The organism is Buttiauxella sp., from assembly GCF_049686335.1.
Lineage (GTDB): Bacteria > Pseudomonadota > Gammaproteobacteria > Enterobacterales > Enterobacteriaceae > Buttiauxella.
On sequence record NZ_JBAVHX010000010.1, the window covers coordinates 62,644 to 80,502 of the forward strand.

15 protein-coding genes are annotated in these 17,859 nt (G+C 53.3%); 13 read left to right on the forward strand and 2 right to left on the reverse strand.

Translation table 11 applies throughout. From position 1 onward, the window contains the following. The first annotated feature begins 10 nt into the window (after positions 1-10). Complete coding sequence (gene cheA, locus WBL83_RS08950; protein ID WP_424589357.1) at positions 11-2,023, forward strand: chemotaxis protein CheA; 2,013 nt, start codon at positions 11-13, stop codon at positions 2,021-2,023. Positions 2,024-2,051: 28 nt separating this feature from the next. After that, a complete protein-coding gene (gene cheW / locus WBL83_RS08955; protein WP_424588815.1) occupies positions 2,052-2,552 on the forward strand; it encodes a chemotaxis protein CheW in 501 nt (166 codons plus the stop codon). A 114-nt stretch (positions 2,553-2,666) separates the two neighbouring features. Here cheW and WBL83_RS08960 read toward each other — a convergent pair whose 3' ends face one another. Continuing rightward, complete coding sequence (locus WBL83_RS08960) at positions 2,667-3,929, reverse strand: dicarboxylate/amino acid:cation symporter (RefSeq protein ID WP_424588816.1); 1,263 nt, start codon at positions 3,927-3,929, stop codon at positions 2,667-2,669. 431 nt (positions 3,930-4,360) lie between these two features. Here WBL83_RS08960 and WBL83_RS08965 point away from each other — a divergent pair, with 431 nt between their 5' ends. The 11 genes from WBL83_RS08965 to cheZ all read left to right on the forward strand — a co-directional run bounded on the left by WBL83_RS08965 (position 4,361) and on the right by cheZ (position 16,631). Continuing rightward, positions 4,361-4,909 carry a Csu type fimbrial protein gene (locus tag WBL83_RS08965; protein ID WP_424589358.1) on the forward strand — a complete coding sequence of 183 codons (549 nt, stop codon included), beginning with the start codon at positions 4,361-4,363 and terminating at the stop codon, positions 4,907-4,909. Positions 4,910-5,011: 102 nt separating this feature from the next. Then, entirely contained in the window at positions 5,012-5,482 is a 471-nt protein-coding gene (locus WBL83_RS08970) for a Csu type fimbrial protein (protein ID WP_424589359.1), read from the forward strand. Positions 5,483-5,497: 15 nt separating this feature from the next. After that, the gene (locus WBL83_RS08975; RefSeq protein WP_424588817.1) at positions 5,498-6,250 is read left to right on the forward strand and encodes a fimbrial biogenesis chaperone; all 753 of its coding nucleotides are present in this window, start codon (positions 5,498-5,500) and stop codon (positions 6,248-6,250) included. Next, positions 6,226-8,619, forward strand: coding sequence for a fimbria/pilus outer membrane usher protein (locus tag WBL83_RS08980; RefSeq protein WP_424588818.1), 2,394 nt, complete (start codon positions 6,226-6,228; stop codon positions 8,617-8,619). Before WBL83_RS08975 ends, WBL83_RS08980 begins: the two co-directional genes overlap by 25 nt. Continuing rightward, positions 8,616-9,593, forward strand: coding sequence for a Csu type fimbrial protein (locus WBL83_RS08985; protein WP_424588819.1), 978 nt, complete (start codon positions 8,616-8,618; stop codon positions 9,591-9,593). Before WBL83_RS08980 ends, WBL83_RS08985 begins: the two co-directional genes overlap by 4 nt. A 599-nt stretch (positions 9,594-10,192) precedes the next feature. Beyond that, entirely contained in the window at positions 10,193-11,854 is a 1,662-nt protein-coding gene (gene tar, locus WBL83_RS08990) for a methyl-accepting chemotaxis protein II (RefSeq protein ID WP_424588820.1), read from the forward strand. Between the two features lie 42 nt (positions 11,855-11,896). Further along, positions 11,897-13,501 carry a methyl-accepting chemotaxis protein gene (locus WBL83_RS08995; protein WP_424588821.1) on the forward strand — a complete coding sequence of 535 codons (1,605 nt, stop codon included), beginning with the start codon at positions 11,897-11,899 and terminating at the stop codon, positions 13,499-13,501. 19 nt (positions 13,502-13,520) lie between these two features. Next, the gene (gene cheR / locus WBL83_RS09000) at positions 13,521-14,387 is read left to right on the forward strand and encodes a protein-glutamate O-methyltransferase CheR (RefSeq protein ID WP_424588822.1); all 867 of its coding nucleotides are present in this window, start codon (positions 13,521-13,523) and stop codon (positions 14,385-14,387) included. Further along, positions 14,384-15,433, forward strand: a complete 1,050-nt coding sequence (locus WBL83_RS09005; protein ID WP_424588823.1) for a protein-glutamate methylesterase/protein-glutamine glutaminase — start codon at positions 14,384-14,386, stop codon at positions 15,431-15,433. Before cheR ends, WBL83_RS09005 begins: the two co-directional genes overlap by 4 nt. Before the next feature lie 153 nt (positions 15,434-15,586). Beyond that, positions 15,587-15,976, forward strand: a complete 390-nt coding sequence (gene cheY, locus WBL83_RS09010; protein WP_309878591.1) for a chemotaxis response regulator CheY — start codon at positions 15,587-15,589, stop codon at positions 15,974-15,976. A 10-nt stretch (positions 15,977-15,986) separates the two neighbouring features. Beyond that, entirely contained in the window at positions 15,987-16,631 is a 645-nt protein-coding gene (gene cheZ / locus WBL83_RS09015; RefSeq protein WP_424588824.1) for a protein phosphatase CheZ, read from the forward strand. 70 nt (positions 16,632-16,701) lie between these two features. Here the strand turns inward: cheZ and WBL83_RS09020 are convergent, their stop codons facing one another. Then, on the reverse strand, positions 16,702-17,859 hold the full coding sequence (locus tag WBL83_RS09020) for a fimbrial protein (protein WP_424588825.1): 1,158 nt from the start codon (positions 17,857-17,859) through the stop codon (positions 16,702-16,704).

Sequence of the window (17,859 nt, forward strand, 5' to 3'; positions counted from 1 at the left end):
TAGCGTGAGTATGGATATCAGCGATTTTTACCAAACATTTTTTGACGAGGCCGACGAGCTGCTGGCTGATATGGAGCAACACCTGCTGAACCTGGTGCCTGAAGCGCCCGATTCAGAACAGCTCAATGCCATATTTCGTGCTGCACACTCGATCAAAGGGGGAGCGGGTACCTTCGGCTTCTCCATTTTGCAGGAAACCACGCACCTGATGGAAAACCTGTTAGACGAAGCGCGGCGTGGTGAGATGCAACTCAATACCGATATCATCAACCTGTTTTTGGAAACCAAAGATATTATGCAGGAACAGTTGGACGCTTATAAAAACTCCCAGGAACCGGATGCTGAGAGTTTCGATTATATCTGCAAAGCGTTACGCCAACTGGCTCTGGAAGCCAAAGGCGAAGCCCCTGCACCGGCGACAAAATTAACGGTTGTTGAAAAAGAGACCGTTGAAGCCTCGCCTGCCAGTGACGGCTTTTTACGCATTGCCATTACCGGTCTGAAAGCCAGTGAACGCAATTTGTTAGTGGAGGAGCTTTCAAACCTCGGCACGATTAGCGATGTCGAACAGGGTGAAGGTTCGGTCACCGCTACGCTTGAAACCACCGTCAGTGCTGATGACATCAGCGCGGTGCTGTGCTTTGTTATCGAACCCGAGCAAATCGAGTTTCTGCCATTCACGGCAGGCAATGCGGCCGCTGATGTTGCGTTCGTTGAAGCACCGGTCGCGGTCGCGGTGAATGCGCCTCCAGTGGTGGCGGAAGTGGTGAAAGAGGTCGCTCCTGCGGCGGTTGCACCGCGTACTGAGAGAGAAGCAAAAGCGCCGCGCGTCAGCGAATCGAGCAGTATTCGTGTTGCCGTGGAAAAGGTCGATCAGCTGATTAACCTGGTAGGCGAACTGGTGATAACCCAGTCGATGTTAGCCCAGCGTTCTAACGAACTAGACCCGGTTGAACACGGCGAACTGATTACCAGCATGGGTCAGTTACAACGTAACGCCCGCGATCTGCAAGAGTCAGTGATGTCTATCCGCATGATGCCAATGGAATATGTCTTCAGCCGCTTCCCGCGTCTGGTGCGTGATCTGGCCGGCAAACTGGGTAAACAGGTTGAACTGACGTTGCAGGGCAGCTCCACTGAGCTGGATAAAAGTTTAATCGAACGCATTATCGACCCACTGACGCACCTGGTGCGTAACAGCCTCGATCATGGCATCGAATCCCCGGAAAAACGCCTCGCAGCGGGTAAATCCGCGGTGGGTAATTTGATTCTTTCGGCGGAACATCAGGGCGGAAATATCTGCATTGAAGTCTCTGACGATGGCGCAGGCCTCAACCGTGAACGTATTCTTGCCAAAGCGCTGTCGCAAGGCATGGCGGTTCACGAAAACATGTCTGACGATGAAGTCGGGATGTTGATTTTTGCCCCTGGTTTCTCCACCGCCGAGCAGGTCACGGATGTGTCCGGGCGCGGTGTGGGCATGGACGTGGTGAAGCGTAACATCCAGGAAATGGGTGGCCATGTCGAAATCAAATCTCAGGCCAACGTCGGCACCACTATCCGCATTATGCTGCCGCTGACACTCGCCATTCTTGATGGGATGTCGGTAAAAGTCAGCGACGAAGTGTTTATCCTGCCGCTTAACGCGGTGATGGAATCGTTGCAACCGAAGGAAGATGACTTACATCCTCTGGCGGGTGGCGAGCGCGTGCTGGAAGTGCGTGGCGAATACTTGCCGCTGGTTGAATTGTGGAAAGTCTTTGATGTTGCCGGGGCTAAAACCGAAGCGACCCAAGGCATTGTCGTGATTTTGCAGAGTGCCGGACGGCGTTACGCGCTGCTGGTTGATCAGCTGATTGGTCAACATCAGGTGGTAGTGAAAAACCTCGAGAGCAACTATCGCAAAGTGCCGGGAATTTCGGCCGCCACCATCCTCGGTGATGGCAGTGTTGCGCTGATTGTTGATGTTTCCGCGCTGCAAGGTTTGAATCGTGAACAACGTATGGCCGGCCACGCCGCCTAATCCTCCGGATCTAAGAAAGGATAAGTAAATGACTGGATTAACCAATGTGACAAAATTGACCGGGGAAACGGTAGGGCAAGAGTTCCTCGTGTTCACCCTCGGCGACGAAGAGTACGGCATCGACATTCTGAAAGTGCAGGAAATCCGCGGTTACGACCAGGTGACGCGTATTGCCAACACCCCCGCGTTTATCAAAGGGGTAACCAACCTGCGCGGTGTGATTGTGCCAATCCTCGACCTGCGCATTAAGTTTGCTCAGGATGGCGTCGAATATAACGACAACACGGTGGTTATCGTGCTGAACTTCGGTCAACGCGTGGTCGGGATCGTGGTGGATGGCGTATCAGACGTGTTATCGCTGACTGCCGAACAAATCCGCCCGGCACCTGAATTTGCCGTGACGCTGTCAACGGAATACCTGACCGGCCTCGGTGCACTGGGCGACCGTATGCTGATTCTGGTGAATATCGAGAAGTTGCTCAATAGCGAAGAGATGGCACTGATTGATGATGTGAGCCGCGTGGCCTGATTTAGCGGATTGTCGGGGGCGCTTCGCTTGCCCGACCTACGAATGCTGATTTGATTTGATTTAGTTTTGCAGGGCGGATAAACGCACGCGCTATCCGCCACTATCACCGATAAATTACGCTTCTACCTGCTCACCGGCTTCAACCGACTCTTCCATCTCACCTTCGTTTTTCGACAACATCGCTGTCGCCACACCGTTACCCAGCACGTTAATCGCTGAACGGCCCATATCGAGGAAGTGGTCAATACCCATCAGCAGCAAGATACCCGCCACCGGAATATTAAAGCTTGGAATGGTTGCCGCCAGAACGACCAGCGCAGAACGTGGCACACCGGCAATCCCTTTAGACGCCAGCATTAATGTCAGCATCAGCACCACAATCTCTGAGAACGTCAGATGAATGTTATAAGCCTGTGCGATAAACATTGAGGCAAAAGAGCAGTACACCATCGAACCGACCAGGTTGAATGAATAACCAATCGGCAGCACGAAAGAAGCGATATTGCGGGAACAGCCAAAACGGGTCAGCTGATCGAGCGTTTTAGGGTAAGCCGCTTCGGAGCTGCTGGTAGTAAAGGCTACCAGAACCGGATCCTTAAGCATGGTAATCAGGCGGAACACGTCACGCTTAAGCACCATATAACCCACGCCAATCAGCACCATGCACGTCAGGATAATCGCCAGATAGTAGCCGCCGATAAACGAAGCGTAGTTGAGCAAAATGCCCAAACCTTCGGTCGCCACCACAGACGAGATCGCAGCGAAAATAGCCAGTGGTGCCACATACATCACGTAGCCCGTCACTTTCAGCATGATGTGAGAAACCACATCCAGTGCTGCAACCAATGGGGTGTTGAATTTCTCACCCAGGGACGCGCCAGCAATACCGAAGAACAACGAGAACACCACAATTTGCAGGATTTCGTTATTCGACATCGCACCGGCGATGCTGGTGGGAATGGTATGCGAGATAAAAGCTTTCAGGTTCATGCCGCTGACCGCCAGACCGGTTTGTACATCACCTGCCGGAACTTGCAGATTCATGCCCGCACCAGGCTGTTGCAGCGTGACGATAAACAAACCCACCAGAATCGAGAGGATAGAAGAGGAGACAAACCACACCATCGCTTTGCCACCTACGCGGCCAATGGTAGAAGTTTCACCCATCTTCATGATGCCCACCGTCAGGGTGCTAAACACCAATGGCGCAATGACCATCTTGATCAGGCGTAAAAAGATATCGGTAAATATCGTGATGTTTTCGGCATAACTTTTGATGTTGTCTGCTGCAGCGTACTCATGAATGGCGGCGCCAGACAGAATACCGGCGAACATGAAGAGCAGAATAAATAGCGTGAGTTTGTTTGAACTAGACAATTACGTAGTAACCCCATCGATTTAGTAACATTTATTTAACCTGTTGAGCTATATATAATTATTATGATTTGCCCAATTTCTATTCGGCCCATAAATTGAAGCAAAGCGACCCGGGATACAACTATTTTTTACTTTTTGTCGCATTTGTTAATTCAGCAGGCCTTATGTAACAACGTGATTACAATCACGAAAATAATATTAATATTTCCGCAAAAACAGCAGGGCGATCCTGCCGTTTCGTTGTTAGTTCATTGATTATCAAGCTTATTAATTTGCCATAATACGTATGGCTGATTCGTTGCACTCATTCTGGTCATTTCTGAATACCTAAACTAAATTTCAATAAGTTAGCGGATTCAGCACCCTGGCTGTGACAGGGGATCGGATGTGCAACAAAATGAGGCTAAACAATGAAAGCACACACACTCTTCATGCTTTGTGGTAGTGGTTTACTTTGTGGCATAACCGGGGCGCAGGCGGTCACCAGCAACGGGACTATCAATGCGACACTCACGCTGACCAACGGCTGCCTGATTAACGGCTCACCGGCGCAGAATGGCATCAACTTTGGTACCCTGGATTTTGGTGAACATCCGGCAACCTTCTCCACGCTGACCACGACATTATCTGGCGCAGCAGGGGGTAACAGCTTCGGCATCCAGTGTACTACCGGCTCAACTTACACCGTTCAGGTGACGGGCAGCACTAACGGCGCGCCGGGCACCACCGTCGGCACGCCTGGTACACCCGCCCGCTATCTGGTCAACACCTCTGATGCGACACAAGGTGTGGCGTACAGCATCTATAGCGACAGCGCATTCAATAATGTCATCGCCAACAACGCCGCAATCCCGAAAGCCTCCACCACCGATGGCGTCGACAATTACATTGTTTACGGCCGTATTCAGGGCGGGGGCGACAGCGTGACGGTGAAACCAGGGACTTACACGGACGTGATTAATGTCAGCGTGACCTACTAACCCGTCCCATTTTTAGAGTTCCATTTGATGGATTAACAGCAGGCAGTCGCCATTGCTGAGGGCCGCGCTTTGCATAAAATTCACGCCGGGCTTTTGGGGCTGATGACGGTGATGCCCGCCTATTGCGTCACCACGCAGTCATTTCAGGTGGGAGCCACTATTACGCCCGGTTGTTCGGTTGCCAGTGGCAGCGGGGGGGATTTTGGAAGCCTGAATTTTGGCACCCACAGCGGCGTGGAAAGTGGCATCGCCAGTAACGCATTTATCCCCAACACCTCGCTGGCACTGGCTTGTACGCCAGGGGTGGCGTTAAGCATGACCATTGATGGCGGCAAAAATTACACCTCGATACGCAATATGGTGCGCACCGGCAGCAGTGAAAAAGTGCCATACCGCCTGTATACCAGCGGCGCGCTGACGGCCAACACAGAAATTCTGGTGAACCAGGCGGTGGCGATGACCTACAGCAACAGCAACAACATTACGTTGCCCATTTTTGGGGCGGCACAATTAACCGGCATGAGTCCGGCAGGGGCTTATACCGACCAACTTACTGTGACCTTGTCATGGTAAATAAGGGAGAAAACAATGATGCAATGGCGCTCGCGTACACTGCTACTCGCAGCAGGCTTATCGGTCAGCGCGCAGGTGCTGGCGGCAGGAAACATCCTGATTTGGCCGATCGATCCCTATCTTGATGCCGATGCCAAAGCCGCAGAATTGTGGATCCAAAATCAAAGCGACAGCGCCACCACCATGCAGGTGCGAGTGGTCGGCTGGCAGCAACAGCAAGGGCATGAAAAATATCAGGCGCAGCAGGATGTGGTCGCCAGCCCGCCGATTGTGCGCATTGAAGGGGGCGGCAAACAGCTTATCCGCCTCATCAAACAGAACGTAGTACCGCCGGGTCAGGAGCTGGCCTACCGGATTGTTGTGGATGAAATTCCCCAACCCGCGGACAGCAACAAACCGCAAATGGGTTTGAAATTGCAGATGCGCTACTCCATCCCGCTGTTTTCTTATGGCGCAGGAATGCAAATTGAGAAAGCCGCCAGCAACCACGCGAACACAGAACCGGCGAAGCTGTCGTGGCGCGTCGTGAATGAAAATGGCCAGCCCACCTTACAAGTCTCGAATCGCGGGAATATTCATGCGCGCCTGAGTAACGTGACATTGCGTCAGGGGAGCCAGCAGCGAGCGTTGACCGACGGGTTGATGGGTTATGTGTTACCCGGAAGCCAGCGCGAATGGCCGTTACCGGCATCGTTCACCCGGCCTGACCAGCTGTCAGCAACGATCAATGCCCGTTCCGGACAATGGCAATCCGCTCCGGTCAATTGAGTCGATTACCTGTGGCGATGCTTATCTTATCTTTGCCGCTGTGTAGCCATGGCGCGCAGCAAGATGACGCATTGCCCCCGCCGCCGGATGCGGAAGCTCTGAACGCCGAAGCGCAGTTCCATTTGTCGTTGGTGTTCAATCAGTGGGACAGCGGTTTGGTGGTGCCGGTCACTCAGCGTAACGGGCAATTTTTTGTCAGCCGCGCGGATTTGCAACGCGCCGGATTACCGGGGGATAAATTTACCACTGACGAGGTGAATGTCTCGGCGCTAAACGGTGTGAAAACTCAATACGACAGCAGCGGGCAACGCCTGTTAATGGCAGTTCCCAATGAATGGCTCCCCAGTCAGGCCATCGCAATGGGCAAAAAGGACGCAAACTTTAAACCGCTAAGCGGCAACGGGGCGCTGCTCAATTACGACATCTATGCCAACCATTCCCAAAACAGCGGCAGTCAGGCTTCGGTCTGGCATGAATTACGGCTGTTTGGCGGCAATCTCAGTCTCTCTTCAACCGGCACGTATCGCCAGAATTTCTCCGGCTACGATGCCGGAGGCACCGAGGGCTATCTGCGCTACGACACCACCTTAACCGGCACCGATGAAGATGACATCATGAGCTGGTCCGCAGGGGATGTGGTAAGTGACGCATTAAGCTGGAGCAGCAGTGTACGCATGGGCGGCTTCTCAATTGGCCGTGATTTCTCATTGCGCCCGGATTTAATCACCTATCCGTTACCGGCATTTTCCGGTGAAGCGGCGGTGCCATCCACCGTCGATGTGTTTATCAATGGCTATCGCAGCGGCAGTACCCAGCTGCAACCCGGCCCGTTTACCTTAACCAATCTTCCTTACATTAATGGTTCCGGCGATGCGGTGCTGGTGACCACCGATGCGTTAGGCCGCCAGGTCTCCACCACGCTGCCGTTTTATGTCGCAAGCCAACTGCTGAAACCCGGTTTGAGCGACGGCGCGTTTACCCTCGGCAGTTTGCGCCGTGACTATGGCATCAACAATTTTTCCTATGGCCCTGCGGCAGCCAGCGGTTCTTATCGCTACGGGGTTAACGATTACTGGACGCTGGAGAGCCACGCCGAAGGGGCGCAGTCGCTGGCGCTGGGGGGCGTCGGGACGCTGGTGAAGCTCGGGAATTTTGGCGTGGTAAACGGAGCTTACTCGCGCAGTGAAATGCGTGGGCAGGGTGGGCAGCAGGTGAACTGGGGTTATCAATACAACACCGAATGGTTCAACATCGGCACCCAGCACAGCCACCGTGATCGGGGGTTCGGCAACCTTGCGCTGTATGACTCCCCGGACATGTATGACGAAAACAACCAACCGATCGCCAGCCTCAGCCGCAGCACCGACCAGTACTCACTTTCATTTAATCTCGGCGGCTATGGCAACCTCGGTGCCGCGTGGATAGACATCCGCAGTTTCGATGATGAAAAAACGCAATTGCTCAATCTTTCGTGGAGCAAAAACCTGTGGGGAAACAGCAGCTTTTATCTCGCGGCGAGCCACGATCCGGCGCAAAACGGCTGGAGTCTGGCGCTGTCATTGCAAGTGCCGTTTGGTTCGCAAAACAGCGCCGCGTTTAGCGTTGAAAGCACCCCTGATGCGGGCAGCACGCAGCGGGTCAATTACAATCATGCGATGCCGAGCAACGGCGGATTCAGCTGGAATCTGGCCTACGCACATCAAAGTGATACCGACGATTACCAGCAGGCAACGCTTGGCTGGCGCAACAATAAAGTCGAGTTGCAGGGCGGCGCTTACGGGCAGCGCGATAATTACACCCAGTGGGGCGAAATGTCCGGTTCACTGGTGATGATGGATAACACGTTGCTGGCGGCGAACCGGATTAACGATGCCTTTATGGTGGTCAGCACCGACGGTTTTCGCGATGTGACGGTCAATTTTGAAAACCAGCCAGTCGGCACCACCGACGATGACGGCTATCTGCTGATAAGCGGCGTTTCGTCTTATTATCCTGCGAACTACAGCATCAATACCCTGAATCTGCCCGCCGATACGCGGATTAAAGATACCGAACGCCGCGTCGCTTTACGTCGTCACAGCGGATATTTCCTTAATTTCCCGATGGAGCAGCAGCGCGTCGCAAGTGTGATTTTGCACGACAGCACCGGCAAAGATATCCCGCTATCAAGCCAGGTTTACCGCCCATTGCAACCGCCTGCGCCAGTGGGTTACGACGGCATTGTTTATCTTGAAAACCTCAGCGATGTGAATCCACTGACCGTCACGTTGCCAGATGGAAAACGTTGCCGCGCCACCTTAACCCTGGAAAAAAATCCCGACCGTAAGCTGAAAACCTACGGTCCGCTGGTCTGCCGGGACGGTTCATGATGTTCGGGCGCGGGTGGTGGATTTTGCTGGCCGTCGTGCTGCTGCACATCACCATGCCGGCACTAGCGGATTGCCGCCTGAGTGGTTTGAATGGTTCATTTGGCAGCCAAAGCTCGTTTGTTATCGGTTCAACCGTGCAGAACACCAGCGCATCCATTTACGTTGATTGCGACAAGGTGCTGAGCCTGCTCACCTCGGACTCGATCAAACTCACTTATCTCGGTGCAACGCCTGCCGTCACCGGAACGCGCGGGTTGCTCAGGCGCACCGATGACGCCAGCAATGCGGATAACGTCCCGGTTGTGGTCTGCATTCAGTCGGGATGTGCCGGGGGCAGTGAAGTGCAGGTCGGCGGAACTTACACCTGGAATGGCAGCACGCTACTGGGTTTACTGACCAGCACGCGCTATACCTTGCCGATATATCTGCGTACCGTGGCCGGGCAAAACATCAGCGCCGGGCCATACAGCGTGGTGCTAAATTTCCGCATTGACTGGAATGTGTGCAATCTTGGGGTCGCGGTTTGCCTGGCTTATCAGACCGGCAGCGGTTCGCCAGGCACCACGGTTTCACTGACGGTCTCCAACGATTGCAGCACTATCACCGCTCCGCCGGTCAATTTCGATAGTGCGCCGCTGGTTCAAAACTTTAAAAGCGTCTCGCAAAGTGTTGCCGTGACCTGCACCAAAGGCAGCACCTACACCGTGGGGTTGAGCAATGGCGCGAATGTCTCCGGCACGGTACGACGGATGAAAAGTGGCAATAACTACATGAGTTATGAAGTCTATAAATCTAATGGTACAGACCGCTGGGGCAGCCTCGGTGCGGAACGCTGGGCCAGTTCCGCGTCGTCTGGCTTGAGTAGCGACGGGTTACTGCGGAACTACAATTACGTGGCAAAAGTGCTGACCAGCCAAACAACACCTCCCGCTGGGGCGTATACCGATACGCTGGTCGTTGACGTCGCGTTTTAAATAACGCGTTAAATGTCGGATGACGCTGCGCTTATCCGACCTACGTAACCCGATGCCTGCTGTCGGATGGTGATGCGCTTATCCGACCTACGTAATCCGATGGCTTGTGTCGGATGGTGATGTGTTTATCCGACCTACGTAACCCGATGGCTGGTGTCGGATGGTTATGTGTTTATCCGACCGCCGAAAACCCGTGCCTGGTGTCGGATGACGCTGCGCTTATCCGACCTACGTAACCCGATGGCTTGTGTCGTATGGTGGTGTGTTTATCCAACGTACGTAACCCGATGCATTGTGTCGGATGGTGATGCGCTTATCCGACCTACGTAACCCGATGGCTGGTGTCGGATGGTGATGCGTTAATCCGACCTACGTAACCCGATGGCTGGTGTCGGATGACGCTGCGCTTATCCGACCTACGTAATCCGATGGCTTGTGTCGGATGGTGGTTGTTTATCCGACCGCCGTAACCCAATGCTAACGGGTCTGTAGGTCGGGCAAGCGCAGCGCCCCCGACGCGTAAATGCACCAAAGTTTCACGTAAAGTTTCAACACCAGATGCCGATAACACCGTTAAGAAATCATTAAAAGGGTGTTATATGTTGAACCGTATTCGCGTTGTCACCATGCTAATGATGGTGCTGGTGGTGTTCGCGCTCCTCCAACTCATCTCTGGCGGAATGTTTTTTAACTCACTCAAAGAAAATAACGACAGTTTTAAAGTCTCCAGAGAGTTACGTGTTCAGCAATCCGAACTGGCAAACACCTGGGAATTGATGTTGCAAACGCGCATCAACCTGAGCCGTTCCGCTGCCCGCATGCTGATGGATGCGAGCAATGGGCAAAGTGCGGCAAAAACCGAATTGTTAAATAACGCCAAACAATCCCTGGCGCAAGCGCAAACCCATTACGATGCGTTCAAAAAAATCCCCGCGATTAATCCCGAGCTGGAAACGCTGGTGAAAGGCATTGATGACGACTACCAGAACTACAACCGGGCGCTGAGCGAACTGGTGGGGTATCTGGAAAGCGGCAACATGGATGCTTATTTCGCGCAATCGACTCAAAGCCTGCAAAACGCCCTCCAGACCGAATATGCCAGCTACATTGCCATGAACGACCGCATGTACGAGCAGTCGTTTATTGCCAGCAACCATGATTACAACTTTGCCAAATGGCAAATTGCCGGACTGGCAATCGCGCTGTTTGCGGTGATCCTGCTGGTGTGGTTTGGTATGCGCCGCATTCTGCTCCGTCCATTGTCAGTGGTTATCGGCCATATTCGCGAAATCGCCAACGGCAACCTGACGGAAAACATCGTTTCTGGCGGGCGCAATGAGATGAGCGAACTGACCTCCAGCGTGCGCCACATGCAGCAAGAGCTGATTATTACGGTCGGCAGCGTGCGTGACGGGTCCGATGCGATTTATAGCGGTGCCACTGAAATTGCCGCCGGAAATAATGATCTTTCATCCCGTACCGAGCAGCAGGCGGCCTCGCTGGAAGAAACTGCCGCCAGTATGGAACAGCTCACCGCGACGGTAAAACAGAACGCCGAAAACGCCCGTCAGGCTTCGCAACTTGCCTTAAGCGCCTCCGAAACCGCACAACGCGGCGGGAAAGTGGTGGATGGCGTGGTGAAAACCATGCATGACATTGCCGGCTCCTCGAAAAAAATCGCTGACATTACCGGCGTGATTGACGGTATCGCCTTCCAGACCAATATCCTGGCGCTGAATGCCGCGGTGGAAGCCGCGCGTGCCGGTGAGCAGGGGCGTGGATTCGCAGTTGTGGCGGGCGAAGTGCGTAACCTGGCACAACGCAGCGCGCAGGCTGCTAAAGAGATCAAATCACTGATTGAAGACTCTGTTTCTCGCGTCGATACCGGCTCGGTGCTGGTGGAAAGCGCCGGAGAAACCATGAGCGACATCGTGAATGCGGTGACGCGTGTGACGGACATCATGGGCGAAATTGCTTCCGCCTCTGACGAACAAAGCCGCGGTATTGATCAGGTTGCGCTGGCGGTGTCTGAAATGGATCGCGTCACGCAACAGAACGCCTCTTTAGTGGAGGAATCCGCGTCTGCGGCTGCCGCCCTTGAAGAACAAGCCAGCATGCTAAGCCAACTGGTTGCAGCCTTCCGTTTACAGGCTGAACCTGCGGCGACACCTCCTGTTATTGCCTCGACTTCGCCGGCTCCGGTTTTCAAAACCAGTAAACCGGCAGTCAGTGGGCATGACGATAATTGGGAAACTTTCTAAGCAATATTAATGGCTGTCAGACGTGCCAACTGAGGGGAATTGATGTTCAACCGTATCCGAATTTCGACCACGCTGTTGTTAATCTTGATCGTCTGCGGCGTTTTGCAGATTGGTAGTAATGGACTGTCCTTCTGGGCATTCAGGGATGACTTTCAGAATTTAAAAATGGTTGAAGTCGGAAACCAGCAACGTGACACCCTGACGCAAAGTCGCGCGGCGTTGTTACAGGCGAGCACCGCGTTGAGCCGTGCTGGAACGCTAACCGCGCTCAGTTATCCGGCGGAAGATATCAAGCGTTTGATGGCGAATGCGCGTGGCAGCCTGAAACAAGCGGATATGTTGTTTAACCAGTTTCTGGAAATCCCACCTTTAAATAAAGAAGGTGAGGATATGGTGGCATCGACTAAGCAGAGTTACGCCGCTTATCGGGATGACTTACAGCATCAGGCGACCTGGCTTGAAAGCAATCAGCTTTCTGATTTCCTCAGCGCGCCGATTCAGAAATCTCAGGATATTTTTGACGCTTATTTTAACGCCTGGCAGCAAAGCATCAATGACACCGTGGCGGCGTCGAGTGCGGACAGCAAAATGAACTACCAGATCTCGGCGATTATTTTCGTAGGCGTCACGGTGATTGCGATTCTGATGCTGATTGGCTCAATCATCTGGTCACGCAGAATGTTGGTGCAGCCGCTGGATATCGTGCGCAGCCACTTTGAGCATATTGCTGCCGGGGATTTGGCTCGCCCGATCAGTGTTTATGGGCGCAACGAAATCTCCGAGATTTTCCGTAGCCTGAAAAACATGCAGCAAGCGTTGAAAGAGACCGTATTACAAGTGCGCCAGGGCAGCAGCGCGATGCACACCGGCATCGCAGAAATTGCCGCAGGTAACAATGACCTTTCTTCACGTACTGAACAGCAGGCCGCGTCGCTTGCAGAAACGGCTGCCAGCATGGAGCAACTGACCGCGACCGTCAGCCAGAACGCTGACAACGCCCGTCAGGCGGCGCAACTTTCGCGTACGGCGGCAGATACCGCACAACAAGGTGGCCAACAGGCGGCAAACGTCGCGCGTACCATGCACGACATCGCGGGCAGCTCGAAGAAAATTGGCGATATCACCAGCGTCATTGATGGCATCGCCTTCCAGACCAATATCCTCGCGCTGAACGCCGCAGTAGAAGCGGCGCGTGCCGGTGAGCAGGGACGGGGTTTTGCCGTGGTCGCGGGCGAGGTGCGCAACCTGGCACAGCGCAGTGCCCAGGCGGCAAAAGAGATCAAAGTCCTGATTGAAGAGTCGGTGAACCGCGTGCAACAGGGCTCGCAACTGGTGGATACCGCCGCGACAACCATGGCGGAGATTGTCCGCTCGGTGACTCAGGTTAACGACATTATGGGCGAAATTGCCTCTGCATCTGATGAACAACGTCGCGGTATCGAACAGGTCGCACAAGCCGTCAGTCAGATGGATCAGGTCACACAACAAAACGCTGCACTGGTAGAAGAAGCGGCAGCCGCCACCGATGCGCTGGCAAACCAGGCCGAACATCTGAGCGGTGTCGTTGCGGTATTTAATCTGGATGGTGTTGCTGAAGAAAACATCGACAGAGATTTAGAAGCCACTGGGGTGCTTGCCACCTCCTGATTGTGATTAAGAAGGCGCTATGACATCACCACTGCCCAACGGGCAATCGTCATTATTGTTACAGATGACACAGCGTCTACCGCTGTCCGACACGCACTTTCGTCGGATATGCCAGTTGATTTACCAGCGTGCAGGTATCGTGCTGGCCGATCATAAACGCGACATGGTTTACAACCGCCTGGTGCGCCGCTTGCGCACGTTAGGGTTGGAGGATTTCGGACATTATTTGAACTTGCTGGAAGCCAACGGCAGTAACGCCGAATGGCAGGCGTTCATTAATTCCCTGACCACCAACCTGACCGCGTTTTTTCGCGAGGGGCATCACTTCCCGATCCTCGCAGAGCATGCGCGTAAACGGAGTGGCGAATATAAAGTGTGGAGTGCGGCGGCCTCGACCGGCGAGGAACCGTATTCCATCGCGATTACCCTCGCCGATGTCATCGGCATGGCGCCGGGGCGCTGGAAAGTGTTTGCCAGTGATATTGACACGCAAGTGCTGGAGAAAGCGCAAAGTGGGGTTTATCGCCAGGATGAGTTGAAAACCCTGGCACCGCTCCAGATGCAACGCTATTTCATGCGTGGCACTGGGCCACATGAAGGACTGGTGCGCGTACGCAGCGACCTGGTCAGTCACATGGAGTTTGCGCCGATAAATTTGCTGGATAAGCAAGCGCCAATTCCTGGGCCGTTTGATGCCATTTTTTGTCGCAATGTCATGATTTATTTTGACAAAACGACGCAGCAGCAAATTTTGCAGCGCTTTGTACCGCTGCTTAAACCGGGCGGATTGCTGTTTGCCGGGCATTCGGAGAATTTCAGTAATCTCAGCCGTGAATTTTTGCTGCGAGGGCAGACGGTATACGGACTGAGTAAGGAAAGATCATGACAAAAATAACCGTGCTTTGTGTCGATGACTCCGCCCTGATGCGCCAGATCATGACAGAAATTGTGAACAGCCACGATGACATGGAAATGGTGGCGACCGCCCCCGATCCTCTGGTGGCTCGGGATTTGATTAAGAAATTTAACCCTGACGTGCTGACGCTGGATGTCGAAATGCCGCGCATGGACGGGTTGGATTTCCTCGAAAAACTGATGCGCTTACGCCCTATGCCGGTGGTGATGGTTTCATCGCTGACAGGCAAAGGCTCGGAAGTCACGTTACGGGCGCTGGAGTTGGGGGCGATTGATTTTGTCACTAAACCCCAGCTCGGGATCCGCGAAGGGATGCTGGCCTACAGCGAAACTATCGCTGAGAAAGTACGCACCGCGGCTAAAGCGAAACTGGCGGCTCGCGCCCCTGCGGCGGCGCCAACTGCACTGAAAGCCGGGCCGTTGTTGAGTTCTGAAAAGCTGATTGCCATTGGCGCATCAACGGGTGGCACCGAGGCGATTCGTCATGTGCTCCAGCCGCTGCCGCTTTCAAGCCCGGCGGTGCTGATCACCCAGCACATGCCGCCAGGCTTTACGCGCTCGTTTGCCGAACGGCTCAACAAGCTGTGCCAGATTGCGGTGAAAGAAGCCGAAGATGGCGAACGTGTGTTGCCGGGGCATGCGTACATCGCCCCGGGCGATAAACATATGGAGCTTGCTCGCAGCGGGGCGAACTACCAAATCAAGATCCATGACGGCCCGCCCGTGAACCGGCATCGTCCGGCCGTGGATGTGCTGTTCCATTCTGTGGCGAAATTCGCCGGGCGAAATGCCGTCGGCGTGATTTTGACGGGGATGGGGAATGACGGGGCCGCCGGGATGCTGGCAATGCATAAAGCCGGGGCATGGACCATCGCCCAAAACGAAGCAAGTTGTGTGGTGTTCGGCATGCCGCGTGAAGCCATCAACAGTGGTGGCGTCAGCGAAGTGGTCGATTTAAGCCAGATTAGCCAGCAGATGCTGGCGAAAATAAGTGCCGGACAGGCAATTCGTATTTAAAAGCAGGCTATTTTATTTGCCATTTTGAACGCGGGCAGTGCTCAGGATCCTCACGTATTTTATGTACGCTCCGGTTCTTGCGCGCTGGCCGTGTCCAGACTGGCTGCAACAATTACGCCTTCTTGAACAGGCAAAAACCGAAGGAACCCATAAATGGCAGATAAAGAACTCAAATTTTTGGTGGTGGACGATTTTTCTACCATGCGTCGCATCGTACGTAACCTGCTAAAAGAGCTGGGTTTCAACAACGTAGAAGAAGCTGAAGACGGTGTCGATGCGTTGAATAAACTGAATGGCGGTGGTTATGGCTTTGTTATCTCCGACTGGAACATGCCGAACATGGACGGTCTGGAACTGCTGAAAACCATTCGTGCCGATGGCGCAATGGCGGCAATGCCCGTGTTGATGGTGACGGCTGAAGCAAAGAAAGAGAACATTATTGCGGCAGCGCAAGCCGGGGCGAGTGGCTACGTGGTGAAACCGTTCACTGCAGCCACTCTGGAAGAGAAGCTGAATAAAATCTTCGAAAAGCTCGGCATGTAAGGAGAGGCACATGCACTCATCTACAAATCCCGCGTCAGAGTTAAATTCAACCGGCGATATTATCGTCCGGATAGGTAGCCTGACCCGTATGCTGCGTGACAGCTTGCGCGAGCTGGGTCTTGATCAGGCAATTGCTGAAGCAGCAGAAGCGATTCCTGATGCCCGCGATCGTCTGGACTATGTGGTACAAATGACGGCCCAGGCCGCCGAACGTGCACTGAACTGCGTGGAGCTGTCCCAGCCCCACCAGAACAAGCTGGAAAGCGATGCTAAAGCATTAACTGGCCGCTGGGATGCCTGGTTTGAAAACCCAATCGAGCTGGGGGATGCCCGTGAACTGGTGACCGATACGCGTAGTTACTTATCTGACGTCCCGTCGCATACCAGTTTCACTAACGCCCAGCTTCTGGAAATCATGATGGCGCAGGATTTTCAGGATTTAACCGGCCAGGTGATTAAACGCATGATGGATGTTATCCAGGAAATTGAACGCCAGCTGTTAATGGTGTTGATGGAGAACATGCCAGAGCTGGATGCCCGCGCAAAACGTCCTGCTGACAGCCTGCTCAATGGCCCGCAAATGAACGCCAGTGCGGCGGGCGTGGTGGCAAGCCAGGACCAGGTTGATGATTTGCTGGATAGTTTAGGGTTCTAATCGTGAATTTCTAAGAAGAGCCAATATCGTGCAGGGAGTTTCCCTGCACGAATGCTGTTTTGACGAATGATTAGCGAATATCCATTTTTACGGTGATGTTGCCTTCAAACGCGCCAGGTTCAGGTTTGCTACTGGTGGTGCTAACAGGCGCTGCCTTAATTTGTATGGTTCCATTTCCTAGCTCATCCATAGGCACCTCAAATTCAAAGTTTCCATCAAGTGCGACGTTCTGGTTGTTTTCATTAAAGATTCTTACGCCAATATCATCTCTGTCGATCATATTTGCAATCAGCGCATTGCTGTTGCTAACAACCCCCTGATCGGCTGTCAGTGTCAATTTAATCCTGTTCTGATTTCCCACGGCGTTATTGTCGCAATGGTATGAAATATCAACGTTTTTAAGTGAATAACCCTCGGGCGGTTGGCCTTTGTTCACAAATTGGCTACTGATGATATTTCCAAGTTCGATTTCAATGGTGCTCCCTTCATTGATCGTGCAGCCTAAGGGAGCAGACAATGAACCGCTTAACCAGATGTTGGACACCTGTTGTGCACTAGTAGTATTGCAATTGCCTGCGCCGAAATAGAGGCAAGCATAATGTTGCATGACAAGCGTCGAGGGTAGGGTTTCGATGCCCAGAATCGCTTTCTTGATATACAAGGTTAAGCCAATCACACTCCACCTGAATTTTCGCTTTACAGAAGTTCCCCCTTGCGGCCGGGTTTCCGTGCTGCACACGCTGGCGGTGCCTTCAGGGGTTTTGATATTTTCAATCTGCTTTGGCATGGATGAGCGTGGAGTGGGGTATTCATTAATATGTAAACTCAGTAATCCTGCCCCTTCAGGAGAATTGACGGCGTCGGTGTAGCCATCAATGTCGACATCGATTTTGTCTGTCAAAAAGCCATAGCCACTGACGCCCGGATTGAGTGGACTTCCTGCGAGGGTGAGTTCATTTACTGGCGTGGATTCATCCATATTCTTTGGGCATGTGCAGTTGGCTTCCATATCCGCGCCGTTGCCAGCCAAATGATCCGTCACCTCTATTTCATTGTTGGTAGTATTCTCACTCGCCTCCAGTTCACGACTATAGGTGGTGTAATAATCCTGCGGAGCACCAAAACAATCATTCAGCACCGTGACTGCTGATTGCGCGGGAAAATGCATCAGGCAGATAACCAGACCAGATAAAAAAGGCGCAAAGAGTCTTTTCATTAAGTTGAACAT

Excerpts from the sequence above, each read along its gene's own strand:
- WBL83_RS08985 (WP_424588819.1), top strand. The coding sequence starts at position 8,616 with ATGATGTTCGGGCGCGGGTGGTGGATTTTGCTGGCCGTCGTGCTGCTG.
- WBL83_RS09005 (WP_424588823.1), top strand. The coding sequence starts at position 14,384 with ATGACAAAAATAACCGTGCTTTGTGTCGATGACTCCGCCCTGATGCGC.
- WBL83_RS09020 (WP_424588825.1), bottom strand. The coding sequence starts at position 17,859 with ATGTTCAACTTAATGAAAAGACTCTTTGCGCCTTTTTTATCTGGTCTG.
- WBL83_RS08970 (WP_424589359.1), top strand. The coding sequence starts at position 5,012 with ATGACGGTGATGCCCGCCTATTGCGTCACCACGCAGTCATTTCAGGTG.
- WBL83_RS08980 (WP_424588818.1), top strand. The coding sequence starts at position 6,226 with ATGGCAATCCGCTCCGGTCAATTGAGTCGATTACCTGTGGCGATGCTT.
- WBL83_RS08975 (WP_424588817.1), top strand. The coding sequence starts at position 5,498 with ATGATGCAATGGCGCTCGCGTACACTGCTACTCGCAGCAGGCTTATCG.
- tar (WP_424588820.1), top strand. The coding sequence starts at position 10,193 with ATGTTGAACCGTATTCGCGTTGTCACCATGCTAATGATGGTGCTGGTG.
- WBL83_RS08965 (WP_424589358.1), top strand. The coding sequence starts at position 4,361 with ATGCTTTGTGGTAGTGGTTTACTTTGTGGCATAACCGGGGCGCAGGCG.
- cheA (WP_424589357.1), top strand. The coding sequence starts at position 11 with ATGGATATCAGCGATTTTTACCAAACATTTTTTGACGAGGCCGACGAG.
- cheY (WP_309878591.1), top strand. The coding sequence starts at position 15,587 with ATGGCAGATAAAGAACTCAAATTTTTGGTGGTGGACGATTTTTCTACC.
- cheW (WP_424588815.1), top strand. The coding sequence starts at position 2,052 with ATGACTGGATTAACCAATGTGACAAAATTGACCGGGGAAACGGTAGGG.
- cheR (WP_424588822.1), top strand. The coding sequence starts at position 13,521 with ATGACATCACCACTGCCCAACGGGCAATCGTCATTATTGTTACAGATG.
- cheZ (WP_424588824.1), top strand. The coding sequence starts at position 15,987 with ATGCACTCATCTACAAATCCCGCGTCAGAGTTAAATTCAACCGGCGAT.
- WBL83_RS08995 (WP_424588821.1), top strand. The coding sequence starts at position 11,897 with ATGTTCAACCGTATCCGAATTTCGACCACGCTGTTGTTAATCTTGATC.